The sequence below is a fragment of the Bacillus cereus group sp. MYBK14-1 genome (genome assembly GCF_051916885.1).
GTDB classification, from domain to species: domain Bacteria; phylum Bacillota; class Bacilli; order Bacillales; family Bacillaceae_G; genus Bacillus_A; species Bacillus_A cereus.
Genome location: NZ_JBQAHM010000002.1, coordinates 566,710 through 586,392, shown reverse-complemented (window position 1 = coordinate 586,392; position 19,683 = coordinate 566,710). Strand labels below are relative to the sequence as shown.

Genomic DNA, 19,683 nt, shown 5'->3' with positions numbered 1-19,683 from the left:
TTGGATTAATAAATTTTTACAAATTTCAGACTTTCATCAAGAAAAACTACCTATATTGGGTAGTTTTTCTTTTTTTACCTCTTTTAGTATGGTTTAATATATATAAAGTGAAAGTTCTGTCATTTGTAAGTGAAGGAGGGAAGGAATTTGAAGTGGATTGTAAAAGATGTGGAACAGTTTGAGCAAGCAAGAGAGTATGTTGATACAGGAGTAATACCGCTGTTATCAATTTCGGCAGCAAAAGAAATGAAAATGGTTGTAGAACAAGGTGAATTTATCGAATTGTTGAGCACGGAATTGGAAAGAGAGTATAAGGGAAGAGTGCTTTTACTGCCTGCGTTTACGTATTTGGTAGAAAGTCAAAAGAATGAAAAAGGTCGTTTGCAAGAATGGACAAATCATTTACGAAGTGAAGGTTTTAAGCATATTGCTTATGTTACAAGTGATTTTTCATGGAAAGAGGATATGCAAGAGTTACAGGGAGATTTGTTTTGGTTTCCTTCATTAGCATTAGAACAATTTAGTGATCAAGCAAAAAGAGAAGTTATTCATGCACATATAAAAAATATAATGGTGATGTTGGAAGAGAAATGGGGAAACTCATAATAAACAGAAAGTTCCTATTATTATGAGTAGTATGATATTGACCTGTGCATGAGCGTATTATATCATGATAGTGTCCTAGTTTTTATTTTTTATATAATTTATCACGAGGGGACAATTTCTGATAGAGGGGGGAAATTTTCGTGAGCGAGAAAGAACATCGCGTGTCAAGAAGACAATTTTTAAATTACACACTCACAGGGGTAGGAGGCTTTATGGCTGCCGGTATTTTAATGCCGATGACGCGATTTGCGCTTGATCCGGTGTTAAGAAAAGAAGCGGGAACGGATATGGTTGCTGTTGCGCAAGTAAAGGATATTACAACAGAGCCGAAGCGTTTCGATTTTAAAGTGAAGCAGGTTGATGGTTGGTACAAGTCTGAAGAACCAAAATCAGCTTGGGTTCATAAAGATGAAAGCGGAGACATTGTTGCGTTCTCTCCAGTATGTAAACATTTAGGATGTACAGTTAACTGGAATTCGGACAAAGCACATCCGAATCAATTCTTTTGCCCATGTCACGGGGGTCGTTATACAAAAGATGGGATGAACATTAAAGGTACGCCACCCCTTGCTCCGCTTGATGTGTACGAGTCTAAAGTGAAAGATGGAACGCTGTATCTAGGAAAAGCGAAGCCAAGAGGGGGTGCAAAGTAGATGTTAAATAAAATTTATGATTGGGTGGATGAAAGATTAGATATTACACCAATATGGCGTGATATCGCTGATCATGAAGTACCTGAACATGTAAACCCGGCACATCACTTTTCTGCATTCGTCTATTGCTTTGGAGGACTTACCTTTTTCGTTACTGTAATTCAAATTTTATCTGGAATGTTTTTGACGATGTATTATGTGCCTGATATTAAAAATGCTTGGGAATCAGTTTACTATTTACAAAATGAAGTTGCTTATGGGCAAATTGTTCGTGGTATGCACCACTGGGGTGCTAGTCTCGTAATTGTAATGATGTTTTTACATACACTCAGAGTTTTCTTCCAAGGTGCGTATAAAAAGCCCCGTGAGTTAAACTGGATTGTTGGTGTTCTTATTTTCTTTGTTATGTTAGGTCTTGGTTTTACCGGATATTTATTACCGTGGGATATGAAAGCTTTATTTGCTACAAAAGTAGGGATTCAAATTGCAGAGCAAACACCGCTCATTGGTCCTTATATTAAAACATTACTCGCTGGTCATTCCGAAATTGTTGGCGCTCAAACATTAACTCGCTTCTTTGCTATTCACGTCTTCTTCTTACCAGCAGCACTTCTAGGTTTAATGGCCTTCCACTTCATCATGATTCGCAAACAAGGTATTTCCGGTCCACTATAAGAGATTGCTAAATTAAAGGGGAAAGAACTAAAGGAGGGAGATTATGCATCGCGGCAAAGGGATGAAGTTTGTAGGAGATTCTCGGGTACCAGTAGCTCGGAAACCAAATATTCCAAAAGACTATTCTGAATACCCAGGGAAAACAGAAGCATTTTGGCCGAACTTCTTGTTAAAAGAATGGATGGTTGGTGCAGTTTTTTTAATCGGTTATTTATGTTTAACAGTGGCGCATCCGTCGCCGCTTGAGAGAATGGCGGACCCAACAGATGCTGGATATATACCACTTCCAGATTGGTATTTCTTATTCTTGTATCAGTTATTAAAGTATTCGTATGCTTCCGGTTCATTTACTGTAATTGGAGCATTTATTATGCCAGGGATTGCGTTTGGAGCATTACTGTTAGCTCCATTTCTTGATCGAGGTCCAGAAAGACGTCCATTGAAGCGTCCTGTGGCAACTGGATTTATGCTTTTAGCAATTGCATCGATTATCTTTTTAACTTGGGAATCTGTAGCACACCACGACTGGGAAGCTGCAAAAAAACAAGGAGCAATTGTAAAAACAGCGCCAGTTGATAAAAATGATGATGGCTATAAATTAATGCAAAAAAATACTTGTTTAACATGTCATGGTGACAATTTACAAGGCGGGGCAGCAGCACCGGCACTGCAAAACTTAACTTTAAAGCCAGAAGAAATTGCTAAAATTGCGAAAGAGGGAAAAGGTTCAATGCCTAAAGGTGTATTTAAAGGTACGGATGAGGAACTGAAGAAGCTTTCGGAATTCGTTGCAAAGTATAATAAAAAATAATAAAAAAGCTGACTACAAAATTTGTAGTCAGCTTTTCTATTTAGTTGGATGAAGTTTGTTATAATAGAGTAGGATTTAGTGAATGAATTACTTTGCTTGAAAGGTGTTGGACATACGGATTGGTGTACTTGTATGCAATGTTAAGACAACGCTCGGTATTATTATTTTTATTAATTGTTAATTTATTAGGTACAATTTATGGATTTATATGGTACGGAAATCAATTGAAAGAAACGTCACCTATATTTTGGCCGTTTGTACCAGATAGTCCTATGGCGACTCTCTTTTTTGTCTTTGTTTTAATTGCTTTTTTGGCAAAGAGAAACTGGGGATTAATAGAAGCGTTAGCGATTGTAACTTTAATAAAATATGGTATTTGGGCTGTTGTTGTAAACGCGATTATGATTTACGTAAAAGGGCCTATAGGCTTTATGGGCTACATGTTAATGCTTTCGCACTTCGCGATGGCAATACAAGGATTTTTATATGCTCCATTCTATCGTATAAAAAAATGGCATTTTATAGTAGCAGCTGTGTGGACGTTGCATAACGATGCAATTGATTATTTATTTTGGCAAATGCCGCGATATGGAATTATGCATTTGTTTGTAGAGGAAATTGGTTATTTTACGTTTTGGTTAAGTATTGCTGTACTATGTATTACATATTATTGTTGCTTACGTGAGCAAAGAAAACAATTTTCTTTATGATGGTTAGAACATTTAGGGGGAGAACATGGAGAAAAATAAGAGTGGTACAAAAATATTGGATCGATTGATTACTTTAGTTGTTTCATATAGCATAGCATTTTCTATTTTTGCACTCGCAACAACGGCAGTTGTGTATGGAAAATGGTTGTATTATTTTGAAATTGATTTTTTAAATATTCCTGATTTAGCGGATATGACGAAGGATGAAATTAAAAGAAATTACGATGTGCTTATTACATATTTATCCCCGTTTTATGACGGAGCATTACATTTGCCCACATTAGATATGTCCACAAATGGCCGTATTCATTTTGTAGATGTTAAAAATATTTTAGTAAAGATTCAATATGTGATGTATGCGACAATTATGATTGCAGTGATAGGCGGAATTTATTTATTAAAAAAGAAAAATGAAAAGTTTTTACTGCACGGATCGATTTTAACAATCATTTTTCCGATAGCGCTTATGTTACCAATTGCTATTAATTTTGAAAAGAGTTTTGTATTATTCCATAAACTTTTATTTAGTAATGATTATTGGGTTTTTGATCCTGAAAAGGATCCAATTATATTAATGTTACCAGAAGAGTTCTTTATGCATGCTGCGTGTGCTATTTTATTATTCATTTTAGGTGGGAGTATACTTTGTTACAGCTTATATAGATATCTCGTAAAAAAGAAAAGGATGTCACAGAAAAAATTCTCTGCTTAAAGAGAATTTTTTTCTTTGTAAAACGATAATATATTTTTCGGTCTAGTTCTGTTCTATTCTTGTCCAAATTAACATATTTTGTACTAGTAGTTAAGGGGGGACCGGGATGAAGAGAACATTAATTGGATTGATAGCATTTCTAATTATAATGTTTCCGTTACGTATATATGCTGAAGAGTGGAATGAGCTAACAGGGTTGTTAGACGACTCGTTACAGTTAGTGAAGCGTAATGAAGATGAAAAAGCGGTACAAGTATTACAACATTTCTCGGAGCAGTTTTTAATAAAGGGGAATGAAAAGAAGCAGGAAGTAACACCAGATCAAGTTAGAGTTATTTCTTTAGCTTACGATAAGGCGCAACAATCGCTCTCTGAAGAAGGTTTAGGTAAGCAAGCTAAAATTGATAATGTGCTGGCATTACAACTTGCTGTTGATGCACAAGTATCGAAATATCAACCACTTTGGATGGAAAGAGAAAGGAAAGTAATGGATGCCTTTTCTCAAATGGAAAAAGCGATGGAAAAAGAAGATGCTGGGCAGTTTCAACAAACGTTAAATACGTTTTTAAATGAATTCAATATTATTTATCCAAGCTTAATGATTGCTTTGCCAGAAAACGAGGTCCAGCGTGTAAATGTTCATTTATCTTATTTAGATGAATTTCGTAACGTTATGTTAAAAACGAAAGGCGGCCAAATGCAATTAGGGATTATTAAAGGGGATTTGCAAAAGATATTTCACACAGTAAAAAAAGATGAAATTGCACCCTCTCTCATTTGGTTTATGACAATTACTGGGGGACTTATTTTATTCACATTAACTTATGTTGGATGGAGAAAGTATAAAGGAGAGAGAGAAAAAAGAAAAAGTAATGTACATTCTAAAAATAGATAATGCAATAAATAAAGATATGGATTGTAAGGTTTATTCATTGACAATAGTGGCAGAAGAAAATAGAATGAGAAGTACTATAATTAAAACTTCAATGGAGGTTCATGATGTTTTATTTAATTTACTTCGCGATCATAATGATCATACCGTTGTATGCACAGTCAAGAGTACGTAGTGCCTATAGCAAGTATTCACAAGTTTATTCAACATCAGGTATGACAGGAGCGGAAGTGGCTCGAAAAATTTTAGATGAAAATGGATTATACAACGTAGCTGTAGAAGAAACACCAGGTCATTTATCAGACCATTATGATCCAACCGCTAAGACGGTTCGATTATCAACAGATAACTATTATGGACATTCAGTTGCTGGTACAGCAGTTGCAGCACACGAAGTAGGACACGCAATTCAAGATGCACAAGATTATAACTTTATGCGTATTCGTCATTCGTTAGTTCCTGTGGCTAATTTTGGATCGAATATATCATGGGTATTTATTATGATTGGTATATTTGCGACAATGTCAAAACTATTGTTATTAGGTATCATTTTAATGGCAGCAGGTGTTGTGTTCCAGCTCGTTACATTGCCAGTTGAGTTTGATGCGTCAAAGCGCGCAATGCAACAAATTGAAGCGTTAGGTATTGTATCAACAGATGAATATGGGCAAGCTCGTAAAGTATTAAATGCGGCAGCATTAACATATGTAGCAGCTGCAGCTGTAGCTGTATTTGAATTATTACGTCTCGTATTAATGTATACTGGTATGCAGCGTAGCGACGACTAAAGACTATCAATTTTGATAGTCTTTTTTTGTTGTGTGGATTGAATTATATAATGTATTGCAAATAGAAATAATAGAAGTAATGCGGAAAGGTGGTGGGGGAAATGAAATATCCAGACCATTTAGTAAAACAAGTGCAAAAGCGTAGTGCTCCTTATCAACTAGAAGGTTTTTTAAGTGGACAAGGTCCTGAAAATCCCAAATTTATGTTGTTAGGAGAAGCACCTGGTGAAACAGAAATTCATAATGGGATTCCGTTTAGCGGGAGGGCGGGAAAACAATTAATGGTTTTTTTAGAGCGTATTCACGTTACAAGGGAAGAAGTATATATTACGAGCGCTGTTCGGAGTAGACCTTATAAATGGCGAGAGAAAAAAGAACGAAATGGTGAAATCATACAAAAAAAGTATAATAGAACGCCAAATCAGGGAGAAATAGTTGCCCATGCGCCTTTGTTAGATTATGAATTAGAGAAAATACATCCGAAGCTTATCGTCACGCTTGGAAATATCGGTCTTCAACGTTTAACAGGAAAAAATAAAAAAATCACAGATGTACACGGGCAATTATTAAAACAGCCCATTCAAAAATTAAAGGATATGCAAAGTGCAGAGTTTACATGGTCAGAGAAAGAATATCATGTTTTTCCGACTTTTCATCCAGCTTCCATTTTTTATAATCGGAGTTTATTGGAGCTTATTCATGAGGATTTTGAGAAGCTTAAAAGACTTGTAACAAAAAACTAGAAAAGCTAAGGCGCTTTTCTAGTTATATTTAATTATGTAAAGGGTTTTTATTTTCATCTAACGTAAACCCTTCACCAACTACATCATGTACATCACTTACAGCGACAAAAGCATGAGGATCTACAGAAGTAATGATATTCTTTAATTTCACGATTTCATTTTTAGCAACAACGCAATACAATACATTACGTTCCACTTTTGTATACGATCCAACAGCTTTTAAAAAGGTTGCTCCGCGCTCCATTTCAGATAAAATTTTAGCAGCAATTTCATCGTTTTTCTCTGAGATAATAGTCGCTCCTTTGGCAGCATAAGCTCCTTCTTGCATAAAATCAATGACTTTAGCACCGATAAAAACAGCAACTAGCGTATACATGCCCTCACGGTATGATAAATAGGTAAGAATAGAGACGACGATAACGACAGCATCAAACATAAACATTGTTTTCCCCATACTCCAGCCAACATATTTGTGCGCTAGTCGTGCGATAATATCTACACCGCCAGTAGTCCCGCCATATTTAAATATTATTCCAAGGCCGATACCGATAAATGCCCCGGCGAATAAAGCTGCGAGTGTCATATCATTTTGCAAGTTTAAATGTAAGTTGAGTACTTCGTAACGCTGGAAAATCCATAGAAATAAAGATACGCTAAAGGTTCCAATTAATGTATATAAAAATGTCGTTCTGCCAAGTAACCTCCAGCCAATAAAAAATATAGGGATATTTAAAATTAAGTTTGAGTAGGAAGGATCAAACTTAAATAAAAAATACAATAATAGTGTAATACCAGTAAACCCACCCTCTGCAAGGTGGTTTTCAATATTGATATTGACAATACCGAAAGAAAATATAGCGGAACCAATTAAAATAAAAATAATATTTCGCATCTTCAATTTTGATGTCATATAGAAATCCCCCTAATTATGTAATGATTGCATTGCTCCGCTGAAACGGTAAAACATAATAATAAGTAATTTCTAGTTGCTAGTGAAAATAGTAAGAACCTGATTGATGTGGGCTGATTTTTTGTGAAAAGTGCAAAAGAAAGTTTCACTTTATCCCGCTCTAAAGGCTGATAGGAGATGAAGCAAAGAAGAGGGGCAAACCAGCCGTAGGAACCCGATTGGTGTGGGCTGATCTTTTGCAAAAATCGCAAAAGAAGTTTCACTTTACCCCGTACCAACGGCTGGTAGGAGATAAACCTCTGAAGAAAGGCAAACCAGCCGTAGGAACCCGATTAGTTCAACTAATCTTTTGCAAAAAAATCACAAAAGAAGTTTCACTTTATTATAGTCTATCCAAAAATGGGTCGCAAATAGGTGTTTGGCGGGGAATAATATTTGTCAAATCGCGATGAATTGGCTAACATGAAAGAGGAAGGATTAGAGGTGAATAGTATGGAAGCAAAAACGATGAAAGATATGCAGAAAGAAGTAGATGCATATATTGGTCAGTTTAAAGAAGGTTATTTCAGTCCGCTTGCAATGATGGCTCGTTTAACGGAAGAAATGGGAGAGCTTGCAAGAGAGGTAAATCATTATTATGGTGAGAAACCGAAGAAAACAACTGAAAAAGAAAGAAGTATTGAAGAAGAGCTTGGAGATGTATTATTTGTTATGATTTGTATGGCAAATAGTTTAAATATTGATTTAGAGACAGCACATAACATTGTAATGAATAAATTTAATACACGTGATAAAGATCGCTGGACACGTATTGATGAGGGAGAGAAAGAATAATGAAAGAAATTAAAGTAATTATCGCCGGACCAAGAGGACGTATGGGACATGAAGCAGTCCTTCTTATGGAAAGAACGGAACATTTTAATTTAGTAGCAGCAGTGGATTATAAGCATGGTGGTGAGAAGATTTCTGATTTACCTGGCATGCCAGCATTACATGCGCCGATTTACGCTGATTTACATACTTGTTTAGATGAAGTAGAAGCAGATGTGTTGTTAGATTTAACAACACCAGAAGTGGGGAAACAACACGTTACACTTGCAGTTGAGCGTGGACTTCGTTCGGTTATTGGTACAACTGGATTTACAGAAGAAGAATTGACACGTTTAACAGAGAATGCAAAAGAAAAAGCAGTAGGAACAATTATTGCTCCAAACTTTGCAATTGGTGCAGTTCTTATGATGAAATTCTCACAAATGGCAGCGAAATATTTCCAAGATGTTGAGGTAATTGAATTACATCATGATCAAAAATTAGACGCACCATCTGGTACAGCTGTAAAAACGGTAGAGTTAATTCGCCAAAATCGTGAATCAAAGCAGCAAGGTCATCCAAATGAAGTAGAGCAACTAGCAGGTGCACGAGGTGCAAATGTAGACGGTATTCACATTCATAGTGTACGTTTGCCAGGGCTTATTGCACACCAAGAAGTAATGTTTGGTGGAGATGGACAAATGTTAACAGTTCGTCATGATTCATTCAATCGTGCATCATTTATGTCAGGTGTAAAACTATCAATTGAGACAGTAATGAACCTTGATCATCTTGTGTACGGTTTAGAAAATATTATCGACTAAAGGGGAGACAACGGATGAAAATTGCCTTAATCGCACATGACAAAAAGAAAAATGATATGGTTTCGTTTGCATACGCATATAAACCAATTTTTGAACAACATGAATTATTTGCAACAGGAACGACAGGGCTTCGCATTATGGAAGCGACTGGATTAGTTGTAACAAGATATCAATCTGGCCCTCTTGGTGGAGATCAAGAAATTGGTGCAATGATTGCAAAGAACGATTTAGATATGGTGATTTTCTTCCGCGATCCATTAACAGCACAGCCGCATGAACCGGATGTGAATGCATTACTTCGTTTATGTGATGTATATGCGATTCCACTTGCAACGAATATGGCAAGTGCTGAAATGTTAATGCACGCATTAGAGCGAGGAGATTTAGATTATCGTAAGTTAAGAAAATGAGGGGAACAATTATGAGTGGATTACATATATTAGCGTTTGGTGCTCATGCCGATGATGTTGAAATCGGCATGGCTGGTACCATCGCTAAATATACAAAGCAAGGGTATGAAGTAGGTATTTGTGATTTAACAGAAGCTGATCTTTCTTCAAATGGAACGATAGAGTTGAGAAAAGAAGAAGCGAAGGTCGCAGCTCGTATAATGGGAGTAAAAACGAGGCTGAATTTAGCGATGCCAGACCGTGGTTTGTATATGAAAGAAGAGTATATACGTGAAATTGTCAAGGTGATCCGTACATATAAACCAAAACTAGTTTTTGCGCCGTACTATGAAGATCGCCATCCAGATCATGCAAATTGTGCAAAGCTTGTGGAAGAGGCTATTTTTTCAGCAGGAATCCGTAAATATATGCCGGAACTTTCACCACATCGTGTGGAGTCTTTTTATAATTATATGATTAATGGTTTTCATAAACCGAATTTTTGTATAGATATAAGTGAGTACCTCTCTATAAAGGTGGAAGCATTAGAAGCGTATGAAAGTCAGTTTTCAACAGGGAGTGATGGTGTTAAGACACCGTTAACAGAAGGTTACGTTGAAACTGTGATTGCTCGTGAGAAGATGTTTGGAAAAGAAGTTGGAGTCTTGTATGCCGAGGGATTTATGAGTAAGAAACCGGTTTTATTACATGCTGATTTATTAGGGGGATGTAAATGAAATTAAAAATAGGTATTACATGTTATCCTTCTGTAGGTGGTTCTGGAGTTGTTGGAACAGAATTAGGAAAGCAATTGGCGGAACGTGGGCATGAAATTCACTTTATTACATCGGGTTTACCATTCCGGTTAAATAAAGTATATCCAAACATTTATTTTCATGAAGTGACGGTAAATCAATACTCTGTATTTCAATATCCACCATACGATTTAGCGTTAGCAAGTAAAATGGCCGAGGTTGCACAAAGAGAAAACTTAGACATTTTACATGTGCATTACGCAATACCACATGCAATTTGTGCATATTTAGCAAAACAAATGATCGGAGAGCGTATTAAAATTGTTACAACCTTACATGGAACAGATATTACTGTGTTAGGTTCCGACCCTTCGTTAAATAATTTAATTCGTTTTGGTATTGAGCAATCGGATGTTGTTACTGCTGTCTCGCATTCATTAATTAACGAAACACATGAGCTTGTAAAACCAAGTAAAGAAATTCAAACGGTATATAACTTTATAGACGAACGTGTATATTTCAAGCGTAATATGTCTCAATTAAAGAAAGAATATGGTATAAGTGAGAGTGAAAAAGTACTTATTCATATTTCGAATTTCCGTAAAGTGAAACGTGTGCAGGATGTTGTTCAGGCATTTGCTAAAATTGTTAAAGAAGTAGATGCGAAGTTGCTTCTTGTTGGAGACGGACCAGAATTCTGTACGATTTTACAGATAGTGAAGAATTTACATATTGAAGATCGCGTTTTATTCCTAGGGAAGCAAGATAATGTTGCAGAACTACTTGCGATGAGTGATTTAATGTTGCTTCTATCAGAGAAGGAAAGTTTTGGTCTTGTTTTATTAGAAGCAATGGCGTGTGGTGTACCTTGTATCGGAACACGGGTTGGAGGTATTCCAGAGGTTATTCAACACGGGGAAACAGGATATTTATGTGAAGTTGGCGATACAACAGGAGTGGCAAATCAAGCTATTCAGCTATTAAAGGACGAGGAACTTCACCGTAATATGGGAGAACGAGCAAGAGAAAGTGTTTATGAGCAATTTCGCTCAGAAAAAATTGTTTCACAATATGAAACGATTTACTATGACGTACTAAGGGATGACAAAAATGGAAAGATTTAAAAAAGCTAGTTCTATTATTGAGACATTAAAGCAACAAGGACATGAGGCTTACTTTGTTGGTGGGAGCGTACGAGATCTTATTATCGATAGGCCGATTGGAGATATTGATATTGCGACATCTGCTCTACCAGAAGAAGTGATGGCTATATTCCCAAGAAATGTTCCTGTTGGTCTTGAGCATGGAACTGTAATTGTTGTAGAAAATGGTGAGCCCTATGAGGTAACTACTTTTCGAACAGAAAGCGAATATGAAGATTTTCGAAGACCTAGTAGTGTTCAATTTGTTCGTTCATTAGAAGAGGATTTAAAACGTCGTGATTTCACGATGAATGCAATTGCTATGACAGAAGAAGGCAAAATGGTCGATTTATTTGCTGGACAGGAAGCCATTCAACAGAGAGAAATTGTGACAGTTGGAAATGCTGCGGATCGTTTTCAAGAAGATGCCCTGCGAATGATGCGTGGTATTCGGTTTGTAAGCACGTTAGGTTTTTCATTAGAAATGAAAACGAAGCAAGCGATTGAAACGTATGGGCATTTGCTAGAACATATAGCAATTGAGCGTATTACAGTAGAGTTTGAGAAACTGTTAACTGGTACATATTGTGTGAAAGGTCTCAAAGAATTAGTAGAGACGAAGCTATTTTCTCATTTGCCATATTTACAAATGTCAGAAGAGAGACTGTTAAAAGCTACGCAGTATAAATGGGATTCTTTCGAAACGGATATTGAGGCGTGGGCATTTTTCTTATATTGTATCGGAGAAGAACATCCATCTGTCTTTTTACGTCAATGGAAGTTTTCGAATAAAAAAATAAAAGATATTGTTGGAGTTTTATTGACAATCCGTACTAGAAAGGAGAAGGATTGGGATACAGTCCTTCTTTATAAAACGGGAATTCATATCGCTGAAATGGCAGAGAGAGTATATGAAGCGATGATTGAACGCTATGACCCTACATCTGTTGAACGAGTACAATCAATGTTTCATGCATTGCCAATCCAGGAGCGTCAAGAAATGAATGTGACTGGTAATGATTTATTAAACTGGGCAAACAAAAAGCCTGGTCCGTGGGTTGCTGAGATGCTTCAGAAAATCGAAGAAGCAATCGTACAAGGAAACGTAGTTAATGAGAAAGAGCGTATAAGGGAGTGGCTACAAGGATGCAATCTACTATAAGAAAGCAGTTATTGCAAGTTTTTTCTGAAGCGGATGGCGAGTTTGTATCCGGCCAAACAATTAGTGATAAACTTGGTTGTTCAAGAACTGCTGTGTGGAAACATATGGAGGATCTGCGGAGTGAGGGATATGAACTTGAAGCTGTGCGTCGATTAGGTTACCGAATTGCAAGTAAGCCAGACAAAGTGACCGCTAATGAAATTCAGTTAGGGCTACAAACGAAGCGGATTGGTAGAACAGTGTATTTTGAAGAAACTGTTGAATCAACGCAGCACATTGCAGCAAAACTTGCTTATGAAGGTGCAGAAGAAGGAACAGTCGTTGTAGCAGAAGAACAAACAGCGGGAAGAGGTCGTTTAAGCAGAAAATGGCATTCACCAAAAGGAACAGGGATTTGGATGAGTATTATTTTACGCCCATCAATCCCAGTTCATCATGCACCGCAACTTACTTTGTTAGCGGCCGTTAGTGTTGCACAGGCAATTGAAAAATGCACGGGTGTAAACGTAGGAATAAAATGGCCAAATGATATTTTAATTCAAGGTAAAAAGGCTGTAGGTATATTAACAGAAATGCAAGCGGATCCTGATAAAATTAATGCTGTCATTATGGGCATCGGTATTAATGCGAATCAAAAGCAAGAACATTTTGATGAAGAAATTCAGCACATTGCTACTTCATTAGCGATTGAATCAGGTAAGCCGATTGTTCGTGCAGAACTTATGCAACAAATCTATTTACAACTAGAAAAATTATATGAAGAGTATTTACAAAATGGTTTCTCTGTCATTAAAATTCTTTGGGAAAGTTACGCTGTGAGCATCGGGAAAGAAATTACCGCTCGAACGATGAGAGAGACAATTACGGGGTTAGCAAAAGGAATCACAGAGGATGGTGTATTACTTCTGGAGGATCATGAGGGGAAAGTACATCATATTCATTCTGCAGATATTGAAATTAAGTAAAAGAAGTTCCTCTTTTGGAACTTCTTTTTATTTCAATAGTTTTGAGTTGAATTTGTAACATGATAATAAATTTTTTTCATATTTAAAGTTCATTTCAAAATATCTTCCGCCTAATTGGCAGGGCATGTTATTTGACGATTACTTTGCCTGCCATTCCTTTAAGAAGATGGTATCGACATATTAATTCATATGTACCAGTATTTTTAGGTTTCACGGTAATATTCTTTTCTTTTCCTGACTCGATTACGACGTCAATGCCGAGTTTTTTCACTGTAAAGGTGTGCTCGTTTTTACCTTTATTTTTCAATAGTAATGTTGTTGATCCTGCAAGCGGAATCGTGATAACATTTGGATTAAAGTAATCATCATTTAGTTCAACCTCAATCACTTTCGTTAAATCGGTGGGGGGTGTTACGACAGTAACTGAGGCAAATACATGGGAGGATCCTAAAGACATCCACCATACAATCATTACAAGCAAACTGCTGAATCGAAATAACCACCTGTTCATAGACATCTGCAATTCTCCTTTGTTAAGTACTTTCCTCAATTAACCTGCATCATTAGTTTAAGAGTTATACTATACAGTTAAATGGATTACAGAAAAAATTAACTTGGACTTTTTTAGCATGCGTTGAAAAAACATGTATCTTTTCAGGATAGAATTCTCCATAAAAACTGTATAGCATATATACTCTCGTGTTAAATTTCATATACCGTAATAAGAATAAAAAATTATTTTTTCAAAAAAATGTAGTAATTCCTTTTTGTAGTTTGCTATAATTAGTTCGAATGTGGGCAGTATCAGAGCGAACTGCACCATGATTCGAAGTCATACGAAAAATAATAACTTGGATTCTGCCTTGATCCAATAACGGACTGGGACAGAGGGATGAATAATGCCGACTAACACACAACCCTTCTGCCCTTTTATGGTCAGAGGGGTTTTTTATATGATTTCGGCCATCTCCTCTCTCCTGCATAAAGGAGGAGTAGTTTTTGAAAACAAAAACAGATTTTTTGAAGATGAAAGAGCAAGGTGAGCCGATTACAATGCTAACGGCGTATGATTATCCATCTGCTAAATTAGCAGAAGAAGCTGAAGTTGATATGATTCTAGTTGGAGATTCTCTTGGAATGGTTGTACTCGGATACGATTCAACAGTACCTGTAACAGTAGAGGATATGATTCATCATACGAAAGCTGTACGCCGTGGAGCGAAAGAGACGTTTATTGTAACTGATATGCCATTTATGTCGTATCACGTATCATTACAAGAAACGATGGTGAATGCACGTCGCATCGTTCAAGAGAGCGGGGCACACGCACTGAAGGTAGAAGGTGCTGGAGAAGTTATATCGACGATTCAATATTTGACGAACGCAGGAATTCCTGTTGTAGCGCATTTAGGTTTAACCCCTCAATCGGTAGGAGTGTTGGGTGGATATAAAGTGCAAGGAAAAGATGCGGAGAGTGCAAAAAAATTAATAGAAGATGCAAAGAAATGTGAAGAAGCTGGTGCAATAGCGCTTGTGTTAGAATGTGTACCAATGCAGTTAGCAGAACTTATTTCAGAGCAACTAACAATACCAACAATTGGGATTGGTGCAGGACAAAAAGTAGATGGACAAGTGCTTGTTTATCATGATCTTATCTCATACGGCGTAAATCGTGTTCCGAAATTTGTGAAGCAATATACGTCTGTTCAAGAGGAGATTGTGCGTGGGATTTCACAATATGTTACTGAAGTAAAGACAAGGCAATTTCCTGAAGAAAAACATTCGTTCACAATGAAAGAGGAAGAATGCTTAGCGTTATACGGAGGAAAACAATAATGAAAATCGTAACTACAGTGCAAGAGATGCAGCAAATTACAAGCGAACTTCGTGCAAGTGGAAAGAGTATTGGTTTTGTTCCAACAATGGGTTATTTACATGAAGGCCATGCTACTTTATTACGTAAGGCAAGAGAAGAAAATAAAATTGTAGTTTTAAGTGTATTTGTAAACCCGCTACAATTCGGCCCAAATGAAGATTTAGATCGATATCCTCGTGATATTGATAGAGATGAAAATGTAGCAAAAGAAAACGGTGTAGATTATTTATTTTATCCGAGTGTAGAAGAAATGTATCCAGCAGAACAAACAACAACAGTAGAAGTTGTGAAGCGCACGGACGTATTATGCGGTCAACAAAGACCTGGTCATTTCGCTGGTGTTGCAACTGTACTGATGAAACTATTTAATATTACGGTGCCAACGCGTGCTTATTTCGGTATGAAAGATGCTCAACAAGTTGCAGTAATTGAAGGATTTGTAACTGATTTCAATATTCCAGTTACAATCGTACCAGTTGATATTGTAAGGGAAGAAGATGGTTTAGCGAAAAGTTCTCGTAACGTGTACCTATCACAAGATGAACGTGAAGAAGCTCTTCATTTATACCGCAGCCTATGTATAGCGAAAGAAAGAATTGAGGCAGGTGAACGTAATCCGGAAATCATTACAAATCTTGTGAAAGATTATATTGAGACGCATACGAAAGGCACTGTAGATTATGCGGATTTATATGCATATCCGTCATTAACAATGGTAGAGAAAGTCGAAGGAAGAATCATTTTAGCTATTGCAGTTAAGTTTGAAAATGTAAGATTAATTGACAATATAACATTAACGGTTAAATAAGGGGGAGCATCTATGTTTCGCACAATGATGAGAGCAAAGTTACATCGTGCAACTGTAACGGAGGCAAATTTAAATTATGTAGGTAGTATTACAATTGATGAAGACTTAATGGATGCAGTAAATATTGTAGAAAACGAAAAAGTCCAAATTGTAAATAATAATAATGGTGCTCGCTTAGAGACATACGTTATTAAAGGGGAACGCGGTAGTGGTGTTGTTTGTTTAAACGGTGCTGCGGCAAGACTTGTACAACCAGGGGACAAAGTAATTATTATTTGTTATGGGCTAGTTACGGAAGAAGAGATTCATACACAAGAACCAAAAATTGCAGTACTAGACGATAATAATCAAATTATTGAAATGTTAGGTGCTGAAAAAGCGGGTACGATATTATAAGTAGAAAGGCTATCTCCATTGCGGAGATAGCTTTTTTGTGCATCTTTTCATTAAGATGAGATAAAACGTGGTATAGTAACATTATATAAATTATTGTTGTTTGAAAGGTAAGAAATTGAGGTGTTACATATATGAGTAAGCGTTATGTCGTTGTTGATTTAGAGACGACAGGGAACTCCTGGAAAGATGGGAAGGATAAAATTACCCAAATTGCAGCTGTTGTAGTAGAAGATGGAGAGATATTGGAGATTTTTTCGTCTTTTGTTAATCCAAAGAGAGAGATCCCACCATTTATTACAGAATTAACAGGGATTGATGAAAGTCTTGTAAAACAAGCCCCGTTATTTCAAGATGTAGCCCCGATGATTGTTGAGCTATTACAAGGTGCGGCTTTCGTTGCGCATAATGTTCACTTTGATTGGAATTTTTTAAATGAAGAATTAAGGCAAGCTGGATATACAGAAATACATTGTCCGAAAATCGACACGGTTGAATTGGCTCAAATTCTTTTGCCGACAGCCGATAGTTATAAATTACGTGATTTAGCTAAGAAGCATGAACTAGAGCACGATCAACCACATCGTGCGGATAGTGATGCTCTTGCAACAGCGGAATTATTTTTACAATTTTTAAATGAAATTGAAAAGTTACCACTTGTCACGTTGCAATCGCTTTATGAATTAAGTGATGTGTTCCAAAGCGATATAGCTGATGTGCTTTCTGAAAATATTTTAAAGAAAGTAATGCACGGTAAAGAAGATATAGCGGAGTATGAAATACATCGAAATATTGCGCTGAAAAAGCGGAACTATTCCTTAAACCTTGGAGAAACGTGTTCATCAAAGTTTGATGCTTTCTTGAATAAAACGATGGATAAATTGGAATCACATATGCCAAAGTTTGAAAGAAGAGAAAGTCAACAACTGATGATGAAAGAGATATATACGGCGTTAAGAGATTCTCGTTTTTCACTAATTGAAGCCGGTACAGGAACAGGAAAGACTCTCGCTTATTTGCTTCCTAGTCTTTATTTTGCAAAGAGAAAAGAAGAACCTGTCATTATAAGTACACAAACGGTACAACTCCAACAACAAATATTAGAAAAAGAAATTCCGTTATTACAAAAAATAATGCCATTTTCATTTGAGGTAGCTCTTCTAAAAGGAAGAAAGCATTATTTATGCTTACATAAATTTGAGTATGCTTTGCAAGAGGAAGAAAAAAATTATGATATGGCACTTACAAAGGCGAAGATTTTAGTTTGGCTATTGCAAACTGAAACAGGTGATCGAGACGAATTAAATATTCCTGAGGGCGGAAAGTTACTTTGGAATCGTATTTGTAGCGATGCGTATAGTCCAGGCGGTATGCAAAGTAATTGGTTTAGTCGTTGTTTTTACCAGCGAGCGAAGAATAAAGCTTTATTTGCAGATATCGTTATTACAAATCATGCGTTATTATTTCAAGATTTTTCAAGTGAAGAACCGTTGTTTGCTTCATGCGAACATATTATTTTTGATGAAGCTCACCATATTGAAGAAGCCGCGAGTAGAACATTGGGTGAACAGTTCTCTTGTATGTATTTTCAATTGGTTATATCTCGTCTTGGGACACTAGAAACAGAAGATGTACTCTCCAAAGTATATAAAATGATGAAAAAATCAGAGCAAGCATCTCGTTCAACTTTCCGTATGATAAGTTATAGTTTGAAGGAACTTAAGTTTGATGCGGATGAACTCTTCCAAATGTTACGTACTTTTATATTTAAACAAACAAAGCAAGAGCAAGGAACGAATAATATGCCGCTCATCTATAGGTATAACGCAGAACTAGAAAAAGGTAAGTTGTGGGATAGTATCGTCGAATTAACAAATCGTTTTATATATGAATTAAGAAGGGTAGTAACTGCTCTTGAGAAGCAAGTGGATATATTGCAAAGTAAGTTAGAATGGGAGATGCATGTTGTAACAGGTGAATTTATGCATTTAATTGAGTTGCTGAGAAAGATGGCAGAATCATTACAGTTACTCGTATTAGAAAAGAATTCGTATGTAACTTGGATGGAGACTGAAACGAAAGGGACGATTCATTCAACAGTTCTATATGCACAGCCTGTTCATATTGGTGAAAGATTTGCTGATGAATTTTTAACAGAAAAAAAGAGTGTTATTTTTACATCCGCAACACTAACAGTTAACGATACGTTTGATTATATAAAAGAGGAACTTGGTTTACATGATTTCGCTCCAAATACTTTAAAGGTTCCGTCGCCATTTCGTTATGATGAACAGATGAAATTAATGGTGTCAACGGATGTACCTTTTATTAAGCAAGTAAGTAATGAGCGATATATTGAATCTATATCGGAACATATTGCAAAGATAGCGAAAGCCACAAAAGGCAGAATGCTCGTTTTATTCACTTCGTATGAAATGTTAAAAGAAGCGTATGCGAATTTAAAAAATAATGATGAATTAGAGGGTTATTTATTACTCACCCAAAGTGTGAATAATAGAAGTCGAAGCCGCTTAATTCGAAAGTTTCAAGAGTTCGACAAATCAATTTTATTAGGGACGAGCAGTTTCTGGGAAGGAATAGATATTCCTGGAGATGCCTTAAGTTGTCTTGTTATAGTCCGTCTACCATTTACACCTCCTCATCAGCCGATGATGGAAGCGAAAGGTGAGTGGCTAAAAAATCAAGGTGAAGATGTATTCGCTAAATTAGCGCTCCCACAAGCAATATTACGTTTCAAACAAGGATTCGGCCGCTTAATTCGAACGAATACAGATACAGGAACGGTAGTAGTGTTAGATCGTCGTTTGACGAGTTCTTCCTATGGAAAACGATTTCTACAATCGATTCCTAACGTACCTCTTTATGAAGGACCATTAGAAGAATTGTTAGTACAATTAGAAGAACCATCAAATGAATAAAAATGGAAGAAAAATACGCCTGAAGTACTTATAAACTTCAGGCGTAAAAAATGTGGGTAGGAGGAATTTTATTTTTCTTACTTCTTGTATACAAAATGTGTTGGTTTTCGACTTGAAACC

General features: G+C 36.4%; 22 protein-coding genes. 20 read left to right on the top strand and 2 right to left on the bottom strand.

What is annotated here, in order from left to right; genetic code table 11:
- Positions 1-147 precede the first annotated feature (147 nt).
- From ACTFR3_RS08995 to ACTFR3_RS08955, 9 genes are all read left to right on the top strand, one after another.
- Positions 148-606: a YpiF family protein gene (locus tag ACTFR3_RS08995; protein WP_000871313.1), complete on the top strand. Its 459-nt coding sequence runs from the start codon at positions 148-150 to the stop codon at positions 604-606.
- Positions 607-746: 140 nt separating this feature from the next.
- Complete coding sequence (qcrA, locus tag ACTFR3_RS08990; RefSeq protein ID WP_001290420.1) at positions 747-1,259, top strand: menaquinol-cytochrome c reductase iron-sulfur subunit; 513 nt, start codon at positions 747-749, stop codon at positions 1,257-1,259.
- Positions 1,260-1,934, top strand: a complete 675-nt coding sequence (gene qcrB / locus ACTFR3_RS08985; RefSeq protein ID WP_000932700.1) for a menaquinol-cytochrome c reductase cytochrome b subunit — start codon at positions 1,260-1,262, stop codon at positions 1,932-1,934.
- 43 nt (positions 1,935-1,977) lie between these two features.
- A complete protein-coding gene (qcrC, locus tag ACTFR3_RS08980; protein ID WP_000554603.1) occupies positions 1,978-2,745 on the top strand; it encodes a menaquinol-cytochrome c reductase cytochrome b/c subunit in 768 nt (255 codons plus the stop codon).
- 119 nt (positions 2,746-2,864) lie between these two features.
- Positions 2,865-3,455 carry a DUF1405 domain-containing protein gene (locus tag ACTFR3_RS08975; protein WP_134266030.1) on the top strand — a complete coding sequence of 197 codons (591 nt, stop codon included), beginning with the start codon at positions 2,865-2,867 and terminating at the stop codon, positions 3,453-3,455.
- A 25-nt stretch (positions 3,456-3,480) separates the two neighbouring features.
- Complete coding sequence (lit, locus tag ACTFR3_RS08970; protein ID WP_000414378.1) at positions 3,481-4,167, top strand: lipoprotein intramolecular transacylase Lit; 687 nt, start codon at positions 3,481-3,483, stop codon at positions 4,165-4,167.
- Positions 4,168-4,273: 106 nt separating this feature from the next.
- A complete protein-coding gene (gene ypjB / locus ACTFR3_RS08965; protein ID WP_000831584.1) occupies positions 4,274-5,062 on the top strand; it encodes a sporulation protein YpjB in 789 nt (262 codons plus the stop codon).
- A 101-nt stretch (positions 5,063-5,163) separates the two neighbouring features.
- The gene (locus ACTFR3_RS08960; RefSeq protein ID WP_011109966.1) at positions 5,164-5,847 is read left to right on the top strand and encodes a zinc metallopeptidase; all 684 of its coding nucleotides are present in this window, start codon (positions 5,164-5,166) and stop codon (positions 5,845-5,847) included.
- Positions 5,848-5,948: 101 nt separating this feature from the next.
- Positions 5,949-6,590: a uracil-DNA glycosylase gene (locus ACTFR3_RS08955; protein WP_440044365.1), complete on the top strand. Its 642-nt coding sequence runs from the start codon at positions 5,949-5,951 to the stop codon at positions 6,588-6,590.
- 28 nt (positions 6,591-6,618) lie between these two features.
- Here the strand turns inward: ACTFR3_RS08955 and ACTFR3_RS08950 are convergent, their stop codons facing one another.
- A complete protein-coding gene (locus ACTFR3_RS08950; RefSeq protein ID WP_000202121.1) occupies positions 6,619-7,500 on the bottom strand; it encodes a YitT family protein in 882 nt (293 codons plus the stop codon).
- Between the two features lie 492 nt (positions 7,501-7,992).
- Between ACTFR3_RS08950 and ACTFR3_RS08945 the strand changes: the two genes are divergently transcribed.
- From ACTFR3_RS08945 to ACTFR3_RS08915, 7 genes are read left to right on the top strand one after another with little or no spacing between them, the layout of a single operon-like run.
- The gene (locus ACTFR3_RS08945; protein ID WP_002108639.1) at positions 7,993-8,334 is read left to right on the top strand and encodes a nucleotide pyrophosphohydrolase; all 342 of its coding nucleotides are present in this window, start codon (positions 7,993-7,995) and stop codon (positions 8,332-8,334) included.
- Positions 8,334-9,134, top strand: a complete 801-nt coding sequence (dapB, locus tag ACTFR3_RS08940; protein WP_000658813.1) for a dihydrodipicolinate reductase — start codon at positions 8,334-8,336, stop codon at positions 9,132-9,134. Before ACTFR3_RS08945 ends, dapB begins: the two co-directional genes overlap by 1 nt.
- A 14-nt stretch (positions 9,135-9,148) precedes the next feature.
- The gene (gene mgsA, locus ACTFR3_RS08935) at positions 9,149-9,544 is read left to right on the top strand and encodes a methylglyoxal synthase (protein ID WP_000684765.1); all 396 of its coding nucleotides are present in this window, start codon (positions 9,149-9,151) and stop codon (positions 9,542-9,544) included.
- 11 nt (positions 9,545-9,555) lie between these two features.
- Entirely contained in the window at positions 9,556-10,260 is a 705-nt protein-coding gene (gene bshB1, locus ACTFR3_RS08930; protein WP_000015673.1) for a bacillithiol biosynthesis deacetylase BshB1, read from the top strand.
- A complete protein-coding gene (gene bshA / locus ACTFR3_RS08925) occupies positions 10,257-11,402 on the top strand; it encodes an N-acetyl-alpha-D-glucosaminyl L-malate synthase BshA (protein WP_000768305.1) in 1,146 nt (381 codons plus the stop codon). The genes bshB1 and bshA overlap by 4 nt, the downstream gene beginning before the upstream one ends.
- Entirely contained in the window at positions 11,389-12,582 is a 1,194-nt protein-coding gene (locus ACTFR3_RS08920; RefSeq protein ID WP_440044364.1) for a CCA tRNA nucleotidyltransferase, read from the top strand. Before bshA ends, ACTFR3_RS08920 begins: the two co-directional genes overlap by 14 nt.
- The gene (locus ACTFR3_RS08915) at positions 12,567-13,547 is read left to right on the top strand and encodes a biotin--[acetyl-CoA-carboxylase] ligase (RefSeq protein ID WP_001192063.1); all 981 of its coding nucleotides are present in this window, start codon (positions 12,567-12,569) and stop codon (positions 13,545-13,547) included. The genes ACTFR3_RS08920 and ACTFR3_RS08915 overlap by 16 nt, the downstream gene beginning before the upstream one ends.
- A gap of 127 nt (positions 13,548-13,674) precedes the next feature.
- Here the strand turns inward: ACTFR3_RS08915 and ACTFR3_RS08910 are convergent, their stop codons facing one another.
- Positions 13,675-14,064 (bottom strand): cupredoxin domain-containing protein, encoded by a 390-nt coding sequence (locus ACTFR3_RS08910; RefSeq protein WP_000062387.1) that lies wholly within the window; start codon positions 14,062-14,064, stop codon positions 13,675-13,677.
- 482 nt (positions 14,065-14,546) lie between these two features.
- Here ACTFR3_RS08910 and panB point away from each other — a divergent pair, with 482 nt between their 5' ends.
- The 4 genes from panB (at position 14,547) to dinG (ending at position 19,563) form a co-directional block, all read left to right on the top strand.
- Complete coding sequence (panB, locus tag ACTFR3_RS08905; RefSeq protein WP_000851108.1) at positions 14,547-15,383, top strand: 3-methyl-2-oxobutanoate hydroxymethyltransferase; 837 nt, start codon at positions 14,547-14,549, stop codon at positions 15,381-15,383.
- On the top strand, positions 15,383-16,231 hold the full coding sequence (panC, locus tag ACTFR3_RS08900) for a pantoate--beta-alanine ligase (RefSeq protein ID WP_000707029.1): 849 nt from the start codon (positions 15,383-15,385) through the stop codon (positions 16,229-16,231). The genes panB and panC overlap by 1 nt, the downstream gene beginning before the upstream one ends.
- 12 nt (positions 16,232-16,243) lie before the next feature.
- Positions 16,244-16,627: an aspartate 1-decarboxylase gene (panD, locus tag ACTFR3_RS08895; RefSeq protein WP_000490184.1), complete on the top strand. Its 384-nt coding sequence runs from the start codon at positions 16,244-16,246 to the stop codon at positions 16,625-16,627.
- A gap of 131 nt (positions 16,628-16,758) precedes the next feature.
- Positions 16,759-19,563: an ATP-dependent DNA helicase DinG gene (gene dinG, locus ACTFR3_RS08890; RefSeq protein WP_000044960.1), complete on the top strand. Its 2,805-nt coding sequence runs from the start codon at positions 16,759-16,761 to the stop codon at positions 19,561-19,563.
- The last annotated feature ends 120 nt before the right edge of the window (positions 19,564-19,683 follow it).

Excerpts from the sequence above, each read along its gene's own strand:
- qcrB (WP_000932700.1), top strand. The coding sequence starts at position 1,260 with ATGTTAAATAAAATTTATGATTGGGTGGATGAAAGATTAGATATTACA.
- qcrC (WP_000554603.1), top strand. The coding sequence starts at position 1,978 with ATGCATCGCGGCAAAGGGATGAAGTTTGTAGGAGATTCTCGGGTACCA.
- lit (WP_000414378.1), top strand. The coding sequence starts at position 3,481 with ATGGAGAAAAATAAGAGTGGTACAAAAATATTGGATCGATTGATTACT.
- ypjB (WP_000831584.1), top strand. The coding sequence starts at position 4,274 with ATGAAGAGAACATTAATTGGATTGATAGCATTTCTAATTATAATGTTT.
- ACTFR3_RS08960 (WP_011109966.1), top strand. The coding sequence starts at position 5,164 with ATGATGTTTTATTTAATTTACTTCGCGATCATAATGATCATACCGTTG.
- ACTFR3_RS08955 (WP_440044365.1), top strand. The coding sequence starts at position 5,949 with ATGAAATATCCAGACCATTTAGTAAAACAAGTGCAAAAGCGTAGTGCT.
- ACTFR3_RS08950 (WP_000202121.1), bottom strand. The coding sequence starts at position 7,500 with ATGACATCAAAATTGAAGATGCGAAATATTATTTTTATTTTAATTGGT.
- ACTFR3_RS08945 (WP_002108639.1), top strand. The coding sequence starts at position 7,993 with ATGGAAGCAAAAACGATGAAAGATATGCAGAAAGAAGTAGATGCATAT.
- dapB (WP_000658813.1), top strand. The coding sequence starts at position 8,334 with ATGAAAGAAATTAAAGTAATTATCGCCGGACCAAGAGGACGTATGGGA.
- mgsA (WP_000684765.1), top strand. The coding sequence starts at position 9,149 with ATGAAAATTGCCTTAATCGCACATGACAAAAAGAAAAATGATATGGTT.
- bshB1 (WP_000015673.1), top strand. The coding sequence starts at position 9,556 with ATGAGTGGATTACATATATTAGCGTTTGGTGCTCATGCCGATGATGTT.
- bshA (WP_000768305.1), top strand. The coding sequence starts at position 10,257 with ATGAAATTAAAAATAGGTATTACATGTTATCCTTCTGTAGGTGGTTCT.
- ACTFR3_RS08920 (WP_440044364.1), top strand. The coding sequence starts at position 11,389 with ATGGAAAGATTTAAAAAAGCTAGTTCTATTATTGAGACATTAAAGCAA.
- ACTFR3_RS08915 (WP_001192063.1), top strand. The coding sequence starts at position 12,567 with ATGCAATCTACTATAAGAAAGCAGTTATTGCAAGTTTTTTCTGAAGCG.
- ACTFR3_RS08910 (WP_000062387.1), bottom strand. The coding sequence starts at position 14,064 with ATGTCTATGAACAGGTGGTTATTTCGATTCAGCAGTTTGCTTGTAATG.
- panC (WP_000707029.1), top strand. The coding sequence starts at position 15,383 with ATGAAAATCGTAACTACAGTGCAAGAGATGCAGCAAATTACAAGCGAA.
- panD (WP_000490184.1), top strand. The coding sequence starts at position 16,244 with ATGTTTCGCACAATGATGAGAGCAAAGTTACATCGTGCAACTGTAACG.
- dinG (WP_000044960.1), top strand. The coding sequence starts at position 16,759 with ATGAGTAAGCGTTATGTCGTTGTTGATTTAGAGACGACAGGGAACTCC.